This is a genomic window from Aeromicrobium piscarium (assembly GCF_007421815.1).
In the GTDB taxonomy this organism is placed as follows: domain Bacteria; phylum Actinomycetota; class Actinomycetes; order Propionibacteriales; family Nocardioidaceae; genus Aeromicrobium; species Aeromicrobium piscarium.
The window spans coordinates 1-13,301 of the sequence record NZ_VLNT01000026.1; the positions used below are offsets into that span (position 1 = coordinate 1).

The following is a 13,301-nucleotide window of genomic DNA, read 5'->3' on the forward strand; positions in this document are numbered from 1 at the left end:
GCCCTGACGATCGACGCGTCGACGTTGATGAACGACAGCGGGTCCGGTGAGTTGGTGGGGTTCGGGACCATCGGCATCCGCCAGCTGCAGGAGATGATCTGCGAAGCCGACATCACCCCCATCGCCATCGGGGGCAAGGACGGAGTCCTCGACGTCGGCAGATCCAGCCGCCTGGCGACACCCCGGCAACGGACTGCGGTCCTCGCCCGACAAGGACACCAATGCGCGTCCCCTGGATGTCGGGCACCGGTGGTGCATATCCATCACATCATCTGGTGGTCCCGCGGTGGACCCACCGACCTGGCCAACCTCATCGGGCTGTGTCCCAGATGCCATCGCGCGGTTCACGCCGGAGCACTCGTGATCGACCCCACGACCCATGAGTTCCGCGACCGCCATGGCCGCCTCCTCCCCGGCGCCGACCCACGCCACCGCAAGCGACGAACCCGCACACACCCACCAGCTACCGGTCTTCCACGAGCCGGCTGAACCGTCGGCCTCGCCCAGGGGGTTCGTCAGATGACGGCTTCGCCCTCCCCGAAGTCCCACATGGTGCCCCTATGGGTCGGTGACGGCGCCGCCGTGGCCGTCGAGCACCTCGCGTGCGATGTCCAGATGCAGCAGTATCCACTGCAACTGTGGTGCCGACTCGTGGTCCGGGAACCGGCCGCCGACGCCAGCGGTCTCGGTGAGATCGTGCTCCTCGACGATGGCCCGCGTACGACGTCCGGCGTCGAGAAGCGCCCTCTCGAGCTCGTCGTACCGGGTTTCGAGAGTCACCCATCCGCCCGAAGGCGCCATGTCGCGCCAGGGATCGTCGACGGGCTCGGCCAGGAATCCCCAGACCAGCCATCGCCGCTCCGCGTGGACCAGGTGATTGACCAGTCCCGCAGGCGTCCACCCAGAAGGCACGTTCGTGCTGACGAGTTGATCGGGTCCGAGTCCGTCGAGTTTGTCCGTGATGATGGCTCGGTAGTAATCGAGATAGTCGAGCAACAGGCCACGCAGATCATCGGTGGAGCCGGGTTCGGGGAACGGGGCGGTCGACATGCTGCCTAAGGGTGCTCGCCCGACTGATCGCTGATTCGCCCTGTGGATACCCGGCATCCGGGCGACACAGAATGTCGGGCCTCTCTGGGACGGTGCCGACATGGACAGAGAACTCATCGAGAACGAAGCCGAGCAGATCCTGCTGGAGAGCTCGCACGCACTACTGACGCCGAAGCCAGGGGAGTGCCTGGTGTGCTACGTCGATCGGCAGTTTGCCGAGTTCGGTTGCGACAACACCCACCGCTTCGCGATGGCGTATCGCGATCACGCCGCGCCGCGAGCCACGGCATTACTCCAGCGGCTCTCCGTGCTGGGCGCGTGCTGCTGCGATTGCGAGATGTTCATGAACGCCTTCCACCCCGCGTCGAGGCTGTGGACCGGTGGATACTGGCAGCCGGGATCGGACGGCTACGACACATGGGTCGACGCGGAGCCTCCTGCACGGATGCCGCCGTGCGCGGGTGTTCGCCGAGGATCGGTCCAGCCATGCGCCAACTGGGATGCCGCGAGATAGCTGGTCGTGGACGGCCGGGGCCCACGTAAGGTGTCGCCATGACGCCGATGACGATTCGTTACCACCGTGGCCTCGCGATCGCCGAACTGGTGATCGGAGCTCTGCTGGCCCTGACCTCGATCCTGACCGGCCAAGGCCTCGGCACCGCCGCGGGTGGCATCCTCGTCGCGCTCGGCGTGCTGATGCTGGTCAATCCCATGGCCAAGGTCGAGCCGAACGAGATCCAGATCCGCAACCCGCTCGGAATGACCCTCAAGCGCTACGCCGTCGCGTCACCGACCGACCTGCGTGTCGACGGAAAGACCCTCCGCCAGGCCTCCGATGGCAAGAAGCTCATGAGTCTCGGCTTCGGGGCGGACGGAAGCGATGTCGCCGCGCTCCGCTCGCAGGTGACGGGCCAGATCGGCTGAGAGCGATGGTCCTCGATGCGCGATCCGTTCTCGTCGCCGACGGCGCCGGCTGCCTCGCCGCGGCAGCCGTCACCGCGGCCAGCGATTCGGTCGCGGAGCTCGTTCTCCCGGCATCGTCATGGAGAGCGCCCGTGGCGGCCGCTCTGGGGGCCACCGGCGTGATGCTGCTGGCCTCCGCGCGTACCCGGCCGACAGCACGAGACCTGCGACGGGCGGCGCTCGTGAACGTCGGCTGGGTCGGCACCTGCGCGTTGATGCTCAGACATCGTCCTTCGCGCTGGGGAACCGCGCTGCTGGCGACCACGGCACTCTTCGACGGCGCCGCAGCCGTTCTGCAATGGCGATCGGTTCCGGGAACGAGACCATGAGTTTGCCTCGAATCCCGCCTCTCCTGCTCACCGGTGCCGCGGCCGTCGCTCAAGGCGTGTGCGCCAGACGTTCGGCGCCCACGCCGCTGTCTCTCACCGGTGCCGCGGCGCTGGCCGCGGGGTCCGTATGGATGCTGGGAGGATCGGCGGCCAGGTTCCGCCGTGAAGGCACCACCGTGAACCCGGTGGAGGTCGATCGAGTGACCGCATTGGTCGAGACCGGCCCCTACCGCAGGTCGCGGAACCCCATGTACGTGGGAATGGCGGGGCTCCTGCTCGCACACGCGGTGGGACGACGATCGTGGACCGCCGGAGTCCCTCTCGCCCTGTACATAGCCGTCGTCGATCGATGCCAGATCCCCGTCGAGGAGAAGGCGCTCCGTGCCGCGTTCGGCACCGACTACGACCACTACGCCCGACGAGTCCCGCGCTGGCTGGACCGGCGCTCGGTGCGCGGCCAGGGCCGGTGAGGCACCTCAGCCCAGGCGCGCTCGCAGGCCGCGTGCCGCGGCAGCGGGATCAGCGGCCTGTGTGATCGCGCGGACCACGACGATCCGTTCGGCGCCGGCGGTGAGCACCGCATCGAGCCGCTCGCCCGCGGCGATGCCGCCGATCGCGAACCACGGTTTCGTCGCCATCGCGGCCGCGTAGCGGAGCACATCGAGGCCGACCGCGGCTCGGCCGGGTTTGGTGGGGGTCTCCCACACCGGGCCGACGCAGAAATAGTCCACCTCCGGATCGGCCTCGGCCGCGTCGATCTGTTCCACCGCATGGGTCGACCGCCCGATCACCACATCGGGGCCCAGCAGTCCACGTGCCTGAGCCGGGGTGAGATCGTGCTGCCCGATGTGGAAGATATCGGCCCCCACGAGCGCGGCCAGGTCCGCGCGGTCGTTGACCGCGAACATCGCTTCATGACGCCGGGCCACCGCGGCCACTGTGGTGAGAGCCGCGATCTCGTCCGCGGCCTCGATCGTCTTGTCTCTCACCTGGATGATGTCGACCCCGCCGTCGAAGGCGGCGCCCGCGAACTCCGCGATATCCCCACCTGTCCGCGCATCCGTGCACACATAGAGACGCGCATCGGCCAGCCGTCGACGTCGTTCGGCGCCCCCGAGCGAGGCGGGCGAGGCAGCGGCGAACGAAGGAGCATCGGTCATGTCCTCTAGGCTAGTGGTGTTCGCGGGAGCCCCGGAGGGGGCTGAGAGGGCCACGTGCCGACCGCCAGACCTGATGCGGATCATGCCGCCGGAGGAAGGGACACCATGGCGGACGTCATCGTCGCCGGGGCCGGGATCATCGGCCTCACCACCGCCTGGCGACTCGTCGAGCGCGGCTGGAACGTCACGGTCTGCGACCCCGCTCCCGCCTCCGGTGCTACACGTGCCGCCGCCGGGATGCTCGCGCCGGCCTCGGAGGTCGTGTGGGGTCAGCCGTCGCTCTATCCGCTCATGGTCGAGTCCGCGCGCCGCTATGCCGACCTCGTCGAGCGTCTCGTGCCGGGCCGGCCCGAGGAGGTCGGCTACCTGCCGACCGAGACCCTGGTCGTGGCAGCCGATCACGCCGACCGCGCCGCCCTCGACGAGCTCACCGCGCTCCAGGCCTCGCTCGGTCTGCGTGCGGTTCGCGTGTCCTCCCTTGCGGCCCGGCGGCTCGAAGGCGCCCTGGCGCCCGGCATCGCCGGAGGAGTCAGTCTCCCGGACGATCACCAGATCGATCCGCGCGCGATGTGCGTGGCACTGATCGAGGCGCTGGGCGATCGTGTCATCCGCTCCGAGGTCGCCGGATTGCTCCGTGAGGACGGTGCGACGAGGGGTGTGCGGCTCGTCGACGGCACCGAGCATCGTGGCGACCAGGTGGTGCTCTGCACCGGTCTCGGTTCTCTGCCCGAGCTTCCGCTCCTGCCGCTGCGGCCGGTCTATGGCGACATCCTCCGCCTCGAGCCGTCCCGCGGCGCCCGTCCGCTGCTGACCCGCACCGTCCGCGGCCTCGTCCGCGGTCGATCGGTCTATCTCGTGCCGCGGCGCGACGGGAGTCTCGTGCTCGGCGCCACGACCCGCGAGGATGACGACCCGCGTCCGAGCGCGGAGGGCGTGCACCGCCTCCTCGACGACGCGTGGCGCCTCGTACCGGGCGTGCTCGACACCCGTCTCGTCGAGACCATGACGCGGGCACGCCCGGGCACTCCCGACGATGTTCCGCTCGTCGGCCGACTCGACCCCGGCCTGGTCGTGTCGACCGGCTACTTCCGTCATGGGATCCTGCTCGCTCCGCTCGGCAGCGAGGTGACCGCCGATCTCGTCGATCGGCTGCCGGTGGAGCCCGGGATGCTCGCCGCGCTGGACCCGTACCGCTTCGACCGTTCCGACCCGACCACAGGAGGAGCACCATGACCGCCGGCACGATCTCCATCGTCCTCGACGGGCAAGAGACCCACGTATCCACCGGCAGCACGTTGCGCGAGACCATCGCCCGGCATATCGAGCGTGAGCTGGACGCCGCCGGCGCGCCGGTCGACGGTGGGCGTCTCGGCGTCGCCGTCGCTGTCGATGGCATGGTCGTCCCGCGCGGCGACTGGCACGACCATGTACTCGCGGACGGAGTCGCAGTCGACGTCGTCACGGCCACTCAGGGAGGCTGACATGGACGACGCGTTGGACATCGCGGGAGTGCGGCTCGACAGCCGTCTCATCATGGGCACCGGGGGCGCGACCTCGCTCGCCACGCTCGAGGAGGCGCTCGTCGCCTCCGGCACCCAGGTGACCACCGTGGCGATCCGTCGTTACGCCGCCGCCGGCGGCAATTCGGTCTTCGCCATGCTCGAACGTCTCGGTGTCCACGCGCTGCCCAACACCGCCGGCTGCTTCACCGCGCGCGATGCCGTGTTGACCGCGCAGCTGGCGAGAGAGGCGTTGGAGACCGATTGGATCAAGCTCGAGGTCGTGGCCGACGAGGACACGCTGCTGCCTGATCCGATGGAGCTGCTCACCGCCGCGGACGAGCTCGTGGCCGATGGCTTCTCGGTGTTCGCCTACACCAACGACGACCCGATCCTCGCGCGGCGCCTCGAGGATGTCGGCGTCGCGGCAGTCATGCCGGCAGGGGCTCCCATCGGCACCGGCTTGGGAATCCTCAATCCGCACAACATCTCGATGATCGCCGAGGCCGCACGCGTGCCGGTGGTCCTCGATGCCGGCGTGGGGACCGCATCGGATGCCGCGCTCGCGATGGAGCTGGGATGCGATGCCGTGCTGCTGGCCAGCGCGGTGACCCGCGCACACGATGCCCCGCTCATGGCCCGCTCGATGCGCGCCGCGGTCCAGGCGGGACGAGATGCCTATCGCGCGGGGCGCATTCCCCGGCGCTCGCTGGCGCAGGCGTCCTCACCGGACGAGGGCAGGATCGGGGTCTCGTGACGGGGGACTGGCCCGTGACGGCCGAGGCGCTGATGCGGTCGAGGTTCGAGGCATTCCGGCGCGGCGATGCGGACTGGCTGCTCGCCAGCTGGCACTCCTCGACCCGGCCGACCGAGATCGATCTCTCGGACAATCCGCGATGGCGAGGCCTGCAGATCGTCGAAGCAGTCGACGGGGGACCGGACGATGCCACGGGCACCGTCGAGTTCCGCGCCACGTACCTCGTCGGGCGAGAGCTGGGGATCCTGCACGAGCGGTCGCGCTTCGCCAAGGAGGAGGGGCGCTGGCGGTACCTCGACGGCGAGGTGCGGTCGTCCTAGGTGAGACGTGCGACGTCGTCGCGCAGCCTGTCCGGCCATCGGAGCACCTCGCCGGGTGTGGACACGACCTCCACGGTCGCGCGTGGCAGCAGCTCGACCAAGATCCGGGCGGTCGAGACGGGGTGCGAGGGATCGTCTACCCATGCGAGGACCGTCGTGGGGATGTCGAGACGGGCGATGTCATCGTGGCGAGGAAGATCGCTCAGGGCGGCGCCACGCAGGACCGCGGGGAGCAGTCGTTCAGGGACATCAGGGCTGGTGTCGGGCGCGTCGGCTGTCGCCGGAGGACGGGGCCGGTCGCGTCCGGCGGCGATGAAGCCGTCGACTCCCCGGCTCTCGACGAGGACGGCAGCCTCCCGGTATTCCTCGGCTTTCGCCGGACGCGTCTCCCACGCGGTGGGTGGCACGAGCAGTGTCAGTCCGCTGAACCGGTCCGGCGCGCGCACGGCGGCGTGCAGCAGGGTCGCGGCGCCCATCGAGGGACCGACGCCGTGTACCTGCTCGCCGGGGAACCAGTGGTCCACCAGCCTCAGGAGGTCATCGGCCAGCGACGACCAGCGGTAGTCCTCGGCCATCTCGCGTCCCGATGAATCACCGTGGCCGCGGGCGTCGTAGCGGAGAAGCCGAGTGCCGGTCAGGCCGCGACCGAGATCGAGATCGAGTACTCGATCGCGTGAACGGCTCGAGGTGAGACCGTGGAGCTGCACGACAGGAGGGCCTCCCTCATCGCTGATCTCCACGGCGAGATCCGCTCCCGGCACAGGGAATCTCGGCACGGCCGCTCCTCACATCACTCGGTGATCGGGGCTAGGGTACCGCCATGCGACTCACGAATGTCGCGCATCTACGGCTCCCGTTCGGACGCTTGCTGGGCTACGACGTGAGGGTCTCCGCGCCAGGACGGGAACTGCCGGTCTCCTTCGATCAGCGCCGCCATGTCGGCGCGGGGGATCGGCCGGGCTCGTGGATGGCGCTGTCGTTCCGCCCGCCGGCCCCGGTGCCCCGCGCCGTGCTCGCGGAGGCGTGGCTGGCGGTGATCGCGCGACACGGCACCTTGCGGTCGGTCTTCGTTCGCGGGGACGACGGCGTGCCGCGTTCCTTCGAGGTCGAGATCGGTGCCGGAGACTGGGTGGAGCACCCCATCGGGCCCGGGCAGGCGGTCAATGATGCGCTGCGCGAGGCTCTCGACCTGACGTGCACGCCCTACGCTCGACCGTCGCACCGCTTGTGCGTCGTGGAGACCGCGGCCGGTCCGACGGTGACCATCGCCGCCGATCACGCGCATGTGGACATGTGGTCGATGCTGGTGATCCTGCGCGACCTCATGGTGGCCCTCGCGGCCTCTGGCGCTCCGCGGTCGTCGCCGGTTCCCGCCTTCGCCGACCACACGCGTGCGCTGCGGCACCGTGATCGTGCTCCCGAGGACATCGGCCGCCGGTGGGCCGAGATCCTCGCCGCCGGTGGCGATGTCATGCCGCGGTTCCCTCTGCCGCTCGGCGACCCGGGTCCGCAGCCGGAGCGTGTGGAGGTGCGCGACGTGCTCGGGGTGGACGACAGCGCGGCCTACTCGGCGCGTGCCCGCGAGCACGGAGTCTCCACCCTCGCCCTGATGATCTCCGCGATGACGAAGGCGACGCGTGAGCTGGCCGGTGTGCCGCTGCGAGCGGTCTTCCCGGTGCACAGTCGCTACGACGCCGCCTGGCACGATGCGGTCGGCTGGTTCATCACCAATGCCGTCATCGAGTCCAGGGATGCGGATCCTCGCAGCGCCGCCGCGGCGGTCAAGGAGGCGGTGCGCCTCGGCTCCTGGCCGTTGGAGGAGGTGCTGCGTGCCTGGGATGGGATGCCCGAGGCGCCTGGGATGTTCGCGATCTCCTGGCTCGACCTGCGGCGGCTGCCGGTTCGGGTGGACACGCACCGTCTGGAGGCACAGTATGTGAGCGCGGCGATCCGGACCGACGGTGTGATGCTGTGGTTCGTGCTCGACGAGACCGGTCTCCACCTGCGCTGCCGCTACCCCGACACCTCGGAGGCGAGGCGGAATGTCGGAACCTGGCTCGATACGCTCGTGGCCCGGGTTCAGGCCGATGCCCACGTGTCGGTGATCGACGAACGAGATGTCGGCCGAGAAGAGGAGCATCGATGACGCAACCGCCCTACCCGCCGCCGTCCGGATCCCCGGAGCCGCCCTACCGGGCCGAGCCTCCCACGGGGGCGCTGCCGTGGGGGCTGGGACTGTTCGTCTTCTTCCCGATTCCCTTCGTCGGCTCGGTGATCGCCGGTATCGCGATGGTCATCTCGTCCACCTCCCAGATCAAGTACGGTGGCCTCGCCCGCGAGAACGCCAACCGGGCCGCGAACTGGGGCCTGACCTATCTGCTCGCGACCTTCGTGCTGGTGGGCGCCCACTTCGGCATCCTGTTCGTCCAGCGCGAGATCGAGGGATTCTTCCCCTTCGGGCTCATCATCCTCACCTGGCTGGCCGTGACCGTCCTGCACATCGTGTTCACCATCATCGGACTCGTGCGCGCCAGCCGCCGCCAACCGGTGCGCATCAACGGCATCCCCTTCTTCCGCTGATCCCCGAACCCGTTGAGTGTGGGAAAAGGAGGTGCCCCCACACTCAACGGGTTGGCGTGCGCCGGACGGTCAGGGCATAGATCGCGAGGATCACCACGACCAGACCGGCGGTTGAGAAGAGCTGGTTGCGTGCTGCCGTGTCGGTCAGCATCAGCGCCGTCAGGGCGGCGAGCGCCACCAGCACGCCCCAGGTCAGCCACGGGTAGCCCCAGGCCCGCAATCGCAGGGGTTCGCCGTTGGCCCGCGCCTCGGCCGCGAGGACGGGACGCAGGCGCAGCTGCGAGAGCGCGATGAGCACCCACACCACGAGGAGCGCAGCGCCTACGGCGTTGAGCAAGATGCCGAGCAGGGTCTCGGGCAGCAGCCAGTTGAGGCCCACGGCGACGACACCGAAGAAGATGGAGATCAGCACCGAGACCCAGGGGACATCAGCCCGGGAGACGCGGGTCAGAACCGCCGGTCCGTCGCCGCGGCGGGCCAACGAGTAGGCCATCCGCGACGTGCCGTAGACCTGGGCGTTGAAGGCCGACAGTAAGGCGATGACGACGACGATCTCCATCAGGGTCGCCGCGATCGGCAGTCCGGCGAGGTCGAGCACCGAGGCGAAGGGACTCGCCTCGAGCGCCGGAGAGTCCCACGGCAGCACGAACACCATGACCGCGATCGAGCCCAGGTAGAACACCAGGATCCGCCACACGATGGTGCGGGTCGCGCGACCGACCGCGGTCTGCGGATCCTCGGCCTCGGCCGAGGCGATCGTGACGATCTCGATACCCCCGAAGGCGAACGCCACGACCAGCAGGCCCGCCGCGATCCCACTCCACCCCTGCGGCGCGAAGCCGCCCTGTCCGAGGAAGTTCTCGGTGCCGACCGCCGAGGTCCCCGGCAGCCAGCCGAAGGCCAGCGCGACTCCGACGACCAGGAAGGCGATGATGGCGGCGACCTTGATGAAGGCGAACCAGAACTCGAACTCGCCGAACTGCCGGACTCCCCACAGGTTGATCACGGCGAAGAGCGCGACGAAGGCCAGCGCGACGGTCCACTGGGGCAGCGCGGGAGCCCAGCCGGTGACGATCTGGGCGGCACCGGTGATCTCCGCGCCGAGGACCATGATGAGCATGAACCAGTAGAGCCAGCCGAGCAGGAACCCGGCCCACGGACCCAGCGCCTCTTCGGCGTAGACCGAGAACGAGCCGCTCGCCGGCCGGGCGCTCGCCATCTCGGCGAGCATGCGCATGACGAGAACGACGATGACACCCGCGACCGCGTAGGAGACGAGAACCGCGGGCCCTGCCACGCCGATGCCGACACCGGAGCCGAGGAACAGCCCAGCGCCGATCGCGGAGCCGAGCCCCATCATCGTCAGATGGCGAGTCCGAAGACCGCTGCCGAGACGATCGGTGCCCGGCGCGGGGGAGAGGGAGTCAGACACCCGAACAGGCTAGGAGGCGTCGGTCGCGTGCGCGCCACCGGCGTGCGGCTCGTGGCGATGGTCGCCCCCGTTGACCTCTGTCTCGGTCCGGGCGGCGGGCGCGAGCGCGACCGCGATCGCCGTTGTCGCCGGCACGGCGAGGACGAGGCCGACGGCCCCGATGAGCGTGCGAACGATCTCCTGCCCGATCTGCTCGGTGGTGATGAACTGCATGAGGTCCTGGCGATAGACGGTGAGCAGCAGCAGAACGGTCATGGCCGACCCGGCATAGGCGAACACCAGCGTGTAGACGCTCGACGCGATGTGATCGCGGCCGATGCGCATGGCGGACGTGAACAGCTGCGCCGGCCCCGCGCTGGGCTGGAGCCCGCGCATCTCCCACACCGCCGACGCCTGTGTGACGGTGACGTCATTGAGCACGCCGAGCCCCGCGATGACCATCGTCGCGGCGACCACCCCGGACAGGCTCATGCCCGGGGCGCTGGCGACGAGCAGATGGTCGTCCTCGCTGCCCACGCCGGTCAGATGGGCCCAGTTGGTGGCCCAGGCTCCGGCGACCGCGGTGAAGCCCACTCCGAACAGGGTGCCGAGCAATGCCGCAGTGGTGCGGATCGACACCCCGTGGGCGAGATACAGCACCACCAACATGATGACGACCGACCCGACCACCGCGATCGCGAGCGCCGGCTTGCCGGCGAGCAGGGCGGGCAGGATGAACTGCAGAAGCACCAGCATGGCCACACCGATGCCGAGCAAGCCGAACAGGCCGCGCCAGCGGGCGATCGCCACCACGAGGATCGCGAAGACCGCGGCCATGATGAGGAGCTGGTTGCCGCGCTGGTAGTCGTAGAACTGGAAGACGACCTCCTGCTCCGGGGGAGCGTCGCGGATGAGCTGGACCGCATCGCCGTCGTTCATGCCCGCCCCGACGTAGCGCGTCGGATCGAGGGTGAACTCGGCGTCCTCACCGTCCTCGGTGGTGGCAGTGATCTGCGCGCAGTCGCCCTCGACCATCGGGGTGTTGTCCGGCCCGATGCCGGTGCTGCCGCAGTCGAAGGGCTCGACGCCGGTCACGGTGGCGTCGACGAGCGAGACGCCGGGGTTCGAGAGAGGCCCGGCGCCGGTGGGGATGTCGTCGCTGCTCGGCCAAAGCAGGACCATCCCGAGCACCGAGACGATCGCGACGATGCCGACGACGACCGCCAATGCGCCGGCGAGCCGGGGACGACGAGGTTCCTCGAACGAGTGCGCGTGCGAATGTGCCACGATGACAGAGTGCCATGCGACGACGACACTGCACCCGAACACCTCCCCGGCGGTTCCGGCGGAGTCTGGAAAGTCGGCCGCACCGTGCGGCGTCCCACGGGTCCGTGGACGCCGGCGGTCCACGAGCTGCTGAACTGGCTGAGCCGTGAGGGGCTCGGCGGGATCCCGCATGTCGGCGGTATCGACGAGGACGGCCGCGAGATCGTCTCCTATATCGAGGGCCGCGGCGTCCCGGTCGATGACGAGGTGGTGCTCGACGAGGTCCTGGTCGAGGCTGCCACCTGGCTGCGCGACTTCCACGACATCGCCGAGGGATTCCGGCCGGAGGGCCCACGCACGTGGCGGCAGGCCGGCGAGGTCGAGCTCGAGCCGGGGCAGATCATCTGCCACAACGATCCCGGGGCCTACAACTGGATCATCCAGAGCGGGCACTTCGTCGCGATGATCGACTGGGACCTCGCGGGGCCCGGTGAGCCGATCGACGATCTCGCCTTCCTGTGCTGGACGGGCATCCCGCTCTACCGCGAGATCCCGGTGGAGGACGCGGCCCGCCGCATCGACCTCGTCGTCGACGCATACGGCGAGTGGGGGCCGATGACCCTGCTCGATGCGGTGGTCCGCCGGATGACCACCGCGACCGAGCGCATCGCCGCGGGGATCGAGCGCGGCGATCCGGGCATGCTCAACCTGCAGCGCAAGGGAGAGCCCCAGCGGACCCGCGACCGCGTCGCGGCCTTCGAGGCACGGCTGCCCGCCATTCGCGACACCCTCGGCTGAGCGACCCGCCGAAAGCACCCTCACGTGACCTGGGTCACGTTAGGGTGGGGCATGGATTCGGCGCTCACCACGATCGGACTCCCGATCGCCCTGGGCATCATCATGTTCGGCCTGGGTCTCTCGCTCACCGTCCAGGACTTCCGCGACGTGCGGCGGGCCCCGAAGGCGGTCCTCGTCGCCCTCGCCTGCCAGCTCCTGCTCCTGCCGGTCGTGTGCTTCGGTCTCGTCCTGCTGCTGGACCTGCCGCCCCTGCTCGCCGTGGGCATGATGCTGCTCTCCGCCTCGCCGGGCGGCACCAGCGCCAATCTCTACAGCCACCTGTTCCGCGGCGATGTCGCGCTCAACGTGTCCCTGACGGCGGTCAACTCGGTGCTCGCGGTCGTGACCCTGCCGCTCATCACCAATCTGTCGATTGCCTATTTCGGGCTCGGCGACTCGGTCGACTTGCAGTTCCGCAAGGTGGTCGAGGTCTTCGCGGTGGTGCTCGGGCCGGTGCTCCTCGGCATGCTCGTTCGTTCCCGGCGGCCGGCCTTCGCCGCCCGCATGGATCGTCCGGTCCGCACCGCCTCGGCGCTGATCCTGCTCATCCTGGTGCTCGGCGTGCTGCTCGATCAACGTGAGCACGTCCTCGACTACCTCGGGCAGGTCGGCCTGGTGACGACGCTGTTCTGCCTGGCCAGCTTGCTGGTGGGCTTCTTCGTGCCGCGCGTGGCGGGCGTGACGGACCGGCAGGCGATCGCCTGCTCGTTCGAGATCGGCGTGCACAACGCCACGCTCGCGATCTACGTCGCGGTCGAGGTGCTCGGCAGCGTCGAGATGTCCGTCCCGGGTGCGGTGTACGGGCTGCTCATGTTCGTGTACGCCGCGCTCTGGGGCCTCATGCTGACACGGTGGATCCTGCCGCGCCGAAGCGGGCAGCTGAGCGCGCCTTAGCCTTCTCGGCCTCGACGGCGCGATCCTTGGGCGGGGCGCTGGTCACCAGATCGTCGAGGAGATGTCGCGTCACATGGGCGATCTCGTGCACCGCGCGGTCGAAGGCCTCCTGGTTGGCCCTCGAGGGCTTGGTGCTGCCGCTGATCTTGCGGACGTACTGCAGGGCAGCGGCGTCGACCTCGTCGTCAGTGGCGGCTGGCTCGAAGTCATGAAGGGTTCGGATGTTCCGGCACAT

At 69.5% G+C, this 13,301-nt stretch carries 19 protein-coding genes and 1 riboswitch; of the genes, 13 read left to right on the top strand and 6 right to left on the bottom strand.

What is annotated here, in order from left to right:
• Positions 1-93 precede the first annotated feature (93 nt).
• Positions 94-489 carry an HNH endonuclease gene (locus FNM00_RS19580; protein WP_425456822.1) on the top strand — a complete coding sequence of 132 codons (396 nt, stop codon included), beginning with the start codon at positions 94-96 and terminating at the stop codon, positions 487-489.
• A gap of 69 nt (positions 490-558) precedes the next feature.
• Here the strand turns inward: FNM00_RS19580 and FNM00_RS17460 are convergent, their stop codons facing one another.
• The gene (locus FNM00_RS17460; RefSeq protein ID WP_185973222.1) at positions 559-1,050 is read right to left on the bottom strand and encodes a mycothiol transferase; all 492 of its coding nucleotides are present in this window, start codon (positions 1,048-1,050) and stop codon (positions 559-561) included.
• Positions 1,051-1,150: 100 nt separating this feature from the next.
• Here FNM00_RS17460 and FNM00_RS17465 point away from each other — a divergent pair, with 100 nt between their 5' ends.
• The 4 genes from FNM00_RS17465 to FNM00_RS17480 are packed head-to-tail and all read left to right on the top strand — an operon-like array spanning position 1,151 to position 2,812.
• Positions 1,151-1,564, top strand: a complete 414-nt coding sequence (locus FNM00_RS17465; RefSeq protein ID WP_143914819.1) for a DUF2695 domain-containing protein — start codon at positions 1,151-1,153, stop codon at positions 1,562-1,564.
• 38 nt (positions 1,565-1,602) lie between these two features.
• Positions 1,603-1,974 (top strand): hypothetical protein, encoded by a 372-nt coding sequence (locus FNM00_RS17470; protein WP_143914820.1) that lies wholly within the window; start codon positions 1,603-1,605, stop codon positions 1,972-1,974.
• Between the two features lie 5 nt (positions 1,975-1,979).
• Entirely contained in the window at positions 1,980-2,342 is a 363-nt protein-coding gene (locus tag FNM00_RS17475) for a hypothetical protein (protein ID WP_143914821.1), read from the top strand.
• Positions 2,339-2,812, top strand: coding sequence for a methyltransferase family protein (locus FNM00_RS17480; protein WP_143914822.1), 474 nt, complete (start codon positions 2,339-2,341; stop codon positions 2,810-2,812). The genes FNM00_RS17475 and FNM00_RS17480 overlap by 4 nt, the downstream gene beginning before the upstream one ends.
• Positions 2,813-2,818: 6 nt before the next feature.
• Here FNM00_RS17480 and thiE read toward each other — a convergent pair whose 3' ends face one another.
• Positions 2,819-3,502 (bottom strand): thiamine phosphate synthase, encoded by a 684-nt coding sequence (gene thiE / locus FNM00_RS17485; protein WP_143914823.1) that lies wholly within the window; start codon positions 3,500-3,502, stop codon positions 2,819-2,821.
• A 12-nt stretch (positions 3,503-3,514) separates the two neighbouring features.
• Positions 3,515-3,617: riboswitch (TPP riboswitch) on the top strand.
• Here thiE and thiO point away from each other — a divergent pair.
• From thiO to FNM00_RS17505, 4 genes are all read left to right on the top strand, one after another.
• Complete coding sequence (gene thiO / locus FNM00_RS17490) at positions 3,608-4,735, top strand: glycine oxidase ThiO (protein WP_143914824.1); 1,128 nt, start codon at positions 3,608-3,610, stop codon at positions 4,733-4,735. It overlaps the preceding riboswitch by 10 nt.
• Positions 4,732-4,983 (top strand): sulfur carrier protein ThiS, encoded by a 252-nt coding sequence (thiS, locus tag FNM00_RS17495; RefSeq protein WP_143914825.1) that lies wholly within the window; start codon positions 4,732-4,734, stop codon positions 4,981-4,983. The genes thiO and thiS overlap by 4 nt, the downstream gene beginning before the upstream one ends.
• A complete protein-coding gene (locus FNM00_RS17500) occupies positions 4,928-5,758 on the top strand; it encodes a thiazole synthase (RefSeq protein ID WP_143914826.1) in 831 nt (276 codons plus the stop codon). Before thiS ends, FNM00_RS17500 begins: the two co-directional genes overlap by 56 nt.
• A complete protein-coding gene (locus FNM00_RS17505) occupies positions 5,755-6,078 on the top strand; it encodes a YchJ family protein (RefSeq protein WP_246065226.1) in 324 nt (107 codons plus the stop codon). The genes FNM00_RS17500 and FNM00_RS17505 overlap by 4 nt, the downstream gene beginning before the upstream one ends.
• Here the strand turns inward: FNM00_RS17505 and FNM00_RS17510 are convergent.
• On the bottom strand, positions 6,075-6,854 hold the full coding sequence (locus tag FNM00_RS17510; protein WP_143914827.1) for an alpha/beta fold hydrolase: 780 nt from the start codon (positions 6,852-6,854) through the stop codon (positions 6,075-6,077). The genes FNM00_RS17505 and FNM00_RS17510 overlap by 4 nt on opposite strands.
• A gap of 44 nt (positions 6,855-6,898) precedes the next feature.
• On the opposite strand from FNM00_RS17510, the gene FNM00_RS17515 reads away from it, so the two are divergent.
• Both FNM00_RS17515 and FNM00_RS17520 read left to right on the top strand, forming a co-directional pair.
• Positions 6,899-8,224 carry a condensation domain-containing protein gene (locus FNM00_RS17515; RefSeq protein ID WP_143914828.1) on the top strand — a complete coding sequence of 442 codons (1,326 nt, stop codon included), beginning with the start codon at positions 6,899-6,901 and terminating at the stop codon, positions 8,222-8,224.
• Complete coding sequence (locus FNM00_RS17520; RefSeq protein WP_143914829.1) at positions 8,221-8,658, top strand: magnetosome magnetite crystal formation protein family; 438 nt, start codon at positions 8,221-8,223, stop codon at positions 8,656-8,658. The genes FNM00_RS17515 and FNM00_RS17520 overlap by 4 nt, the downstream gene beginning before the upstream one ends.
• 43 nt (positions 8,659-8,701) lie before the next feature.
• Here the strand turns inward: FNM00_RS17520 and FNM00_RS17525 are convergent, their stop codons facing one another.
• Together FNM00_RS17525 and FNM00_RS17530 are read right to left on the bottom strand one after the other, a co-directional pair.
• Complete coding sequence (locus tag FNM00_RS17525; protein WP_281281141.1) at positions 8,702-10,090, bottom strand: amino acid permease; 1,389 nt, start codon at positions 10,088-10,090, stop codon at positions 8,702-8,704.
• Between the two features lie 9 nt (positions 10,091-10,099).
• Positions 10,100-11,356: a YibE/F family protein gene (locus tag FNM00_RS17530; RefSeq protein WP_143914830.1), complete on the bottom strand. Its 1,257-nt coding sequence runs from the start codon at positions 11,354-11,356 to the stop codon at positions 10,100-10,102.
• 9 nt (positions 11,357-11,365) lie between these two features.
• Between FNM00_RS17530 and FNM00_RS17535 the strand changes: the two genes are divergently transcribed.
• Both FNM00_RS17535 and FNM00_RS17540 read left to right on the top strand, forming a co-directional pair.
• Positions 11,366-12,133: a phosphotransferase gene (locus FNM00_RS17535; protein WP_246065227.1), complete on the top strand. Its 768-nt coding sequence runs from the start codon at positions 11,366-11,368 to the stop codon at positions 12,131-12,133.
• A 51-nt stretch (positions 12,134-12,184) separates the two neighbouring features.
• On the top strand, positions 12,185-13,066 hold the full coding sequence (locus tag FNM00_RS17540) for a bile acid:sodium symporter family protein (RefSeq protein WP_143914831.1): 882 nt from the start codon (positions 12,185-12,187) through the stop codon (positions 13,064-13,066).
• On the opposite strand, the gene FNM00_RS17545 is transcribed toward FNM00_RS17540, so the two are convergent.
• Positions 13,011-13,301 (bottom strand): DUF2277 domain-containing protein, encoded by a 291-nt coding sequence (locus tag FNM00_RS17545; RefSeq protein WP_143914832.1) that lies wholly within the window; start codon positions 13,299-13,301, stop codon positions 13,011-13,013. The genes FNM00_RS17540 and FNM00_RS17545 overlap by 56 nt on opposite strands.

What these genes read in the sequence shown, in the direction of transcription:
- FNM00_RS17515 (WP_143914828.1), top strand. Translation starts at nt 6,899, where the DNA reads ATGCGACTCACGAATGTCGCGCATCTACGGCTCCCGTTCGGACGCTTG.
- FNM00_RS17460 (WP_185973222.1), bottom strand. Translation starts at nt 1,050, where the DNA reads ATGTCGACCGCCCCGTTCCCCGAACCCGGCTCCACCGATGATCTGCGT.
- FNM00_RS19580 (WP_425456822.1), top strand. Translation starts at nt 94, where the DNA reads ATGATCTGCGAAGCCGACATCACCCCCATCGCCATCGGGGGCAAGGAC.
- FNM00_RS17540 (WP_143914831.1), top strand. Translation starts at nt 12,185, where the DNA reads ATGGATTCGGCGCTCACCACGATCGGACTCCCGATCGCCCTGGGCATC.
- thiE (WP_143914823.1), bottom strand. Translation starts at nt 3,502, where the DNA reads ATGACCGATGCTCCTTCGTTCGCCGCTGCCTCGCCCGCCTCGCTCGGG.
- FNM00_RS17475 (WP_143914821.1), top strand. Translation starts at nt 1,980, where the DNA reads ATGGTCCTCGATGCGCGATCCGTTCTCGTCGCCGACGGCGCCGGCTGC.
- FNM00_RS17470 (WP_143914820.1), top strand. Translation starts at nt 1,603, where the DNA reads ATGACGCCGATGACGATTCGTTACCACCGTGGCCTCGCGATCGCCGAA.
- FNM00_RS17465 (WP_143914819.1), top strand. Translation starts at nt 1,151, where the DNA reads ATGGACAGAGAACTCATCGAGAACGAAGCCGAGCAGATCCTGCTGGAG.
- FNM00_RS17500 (WP_143914826.1), top strand. Translation starts at nt 4,928, where the DNA reads ATGTACTCGCGGACGGAGTCGCAGTCGACGTCGTCACGGCCACTCAGG.
- FNM00_RS17545 (WP_143914832.1), bottom strand. Translation starts at nt 13,301, where the DNA reads ATGTGCCGGAACATCCGAACCCTTCATGACTTCGAGCCAGCCGCCACT.
- FNM00_RS17520 (WP_143914829.1), top strand. Translation starts at nt 8,221, where the DNA reads ATGACGCAACCGCCCTACCCGCCGCCGTCCGGATCCCCGGAGCCGCCC.
- thiO (WP_143914824.1), top strand. Translation starts at nt 3,608, where the DNA reads ATGGCGGACGTCATCGTCGCCGGGGCCGGGATCATCGGCCTCACCACC.
- thiS (WP_143914825.1), top strand. Translation starts at nt 4,732, where the DNA reads ATGACCGCCGGCACGATCTCCATCGTCCTCGACGGGCAAGAGACCCAC.
- FNM00_RS17480 (WP_143914822.1), top strand. Translation starts at nt 2,339, where the DNA reads ATGAGTTTGCCTCGAATCCCGCCTCTCCTGCTCACCGGTGCCGCGGCC.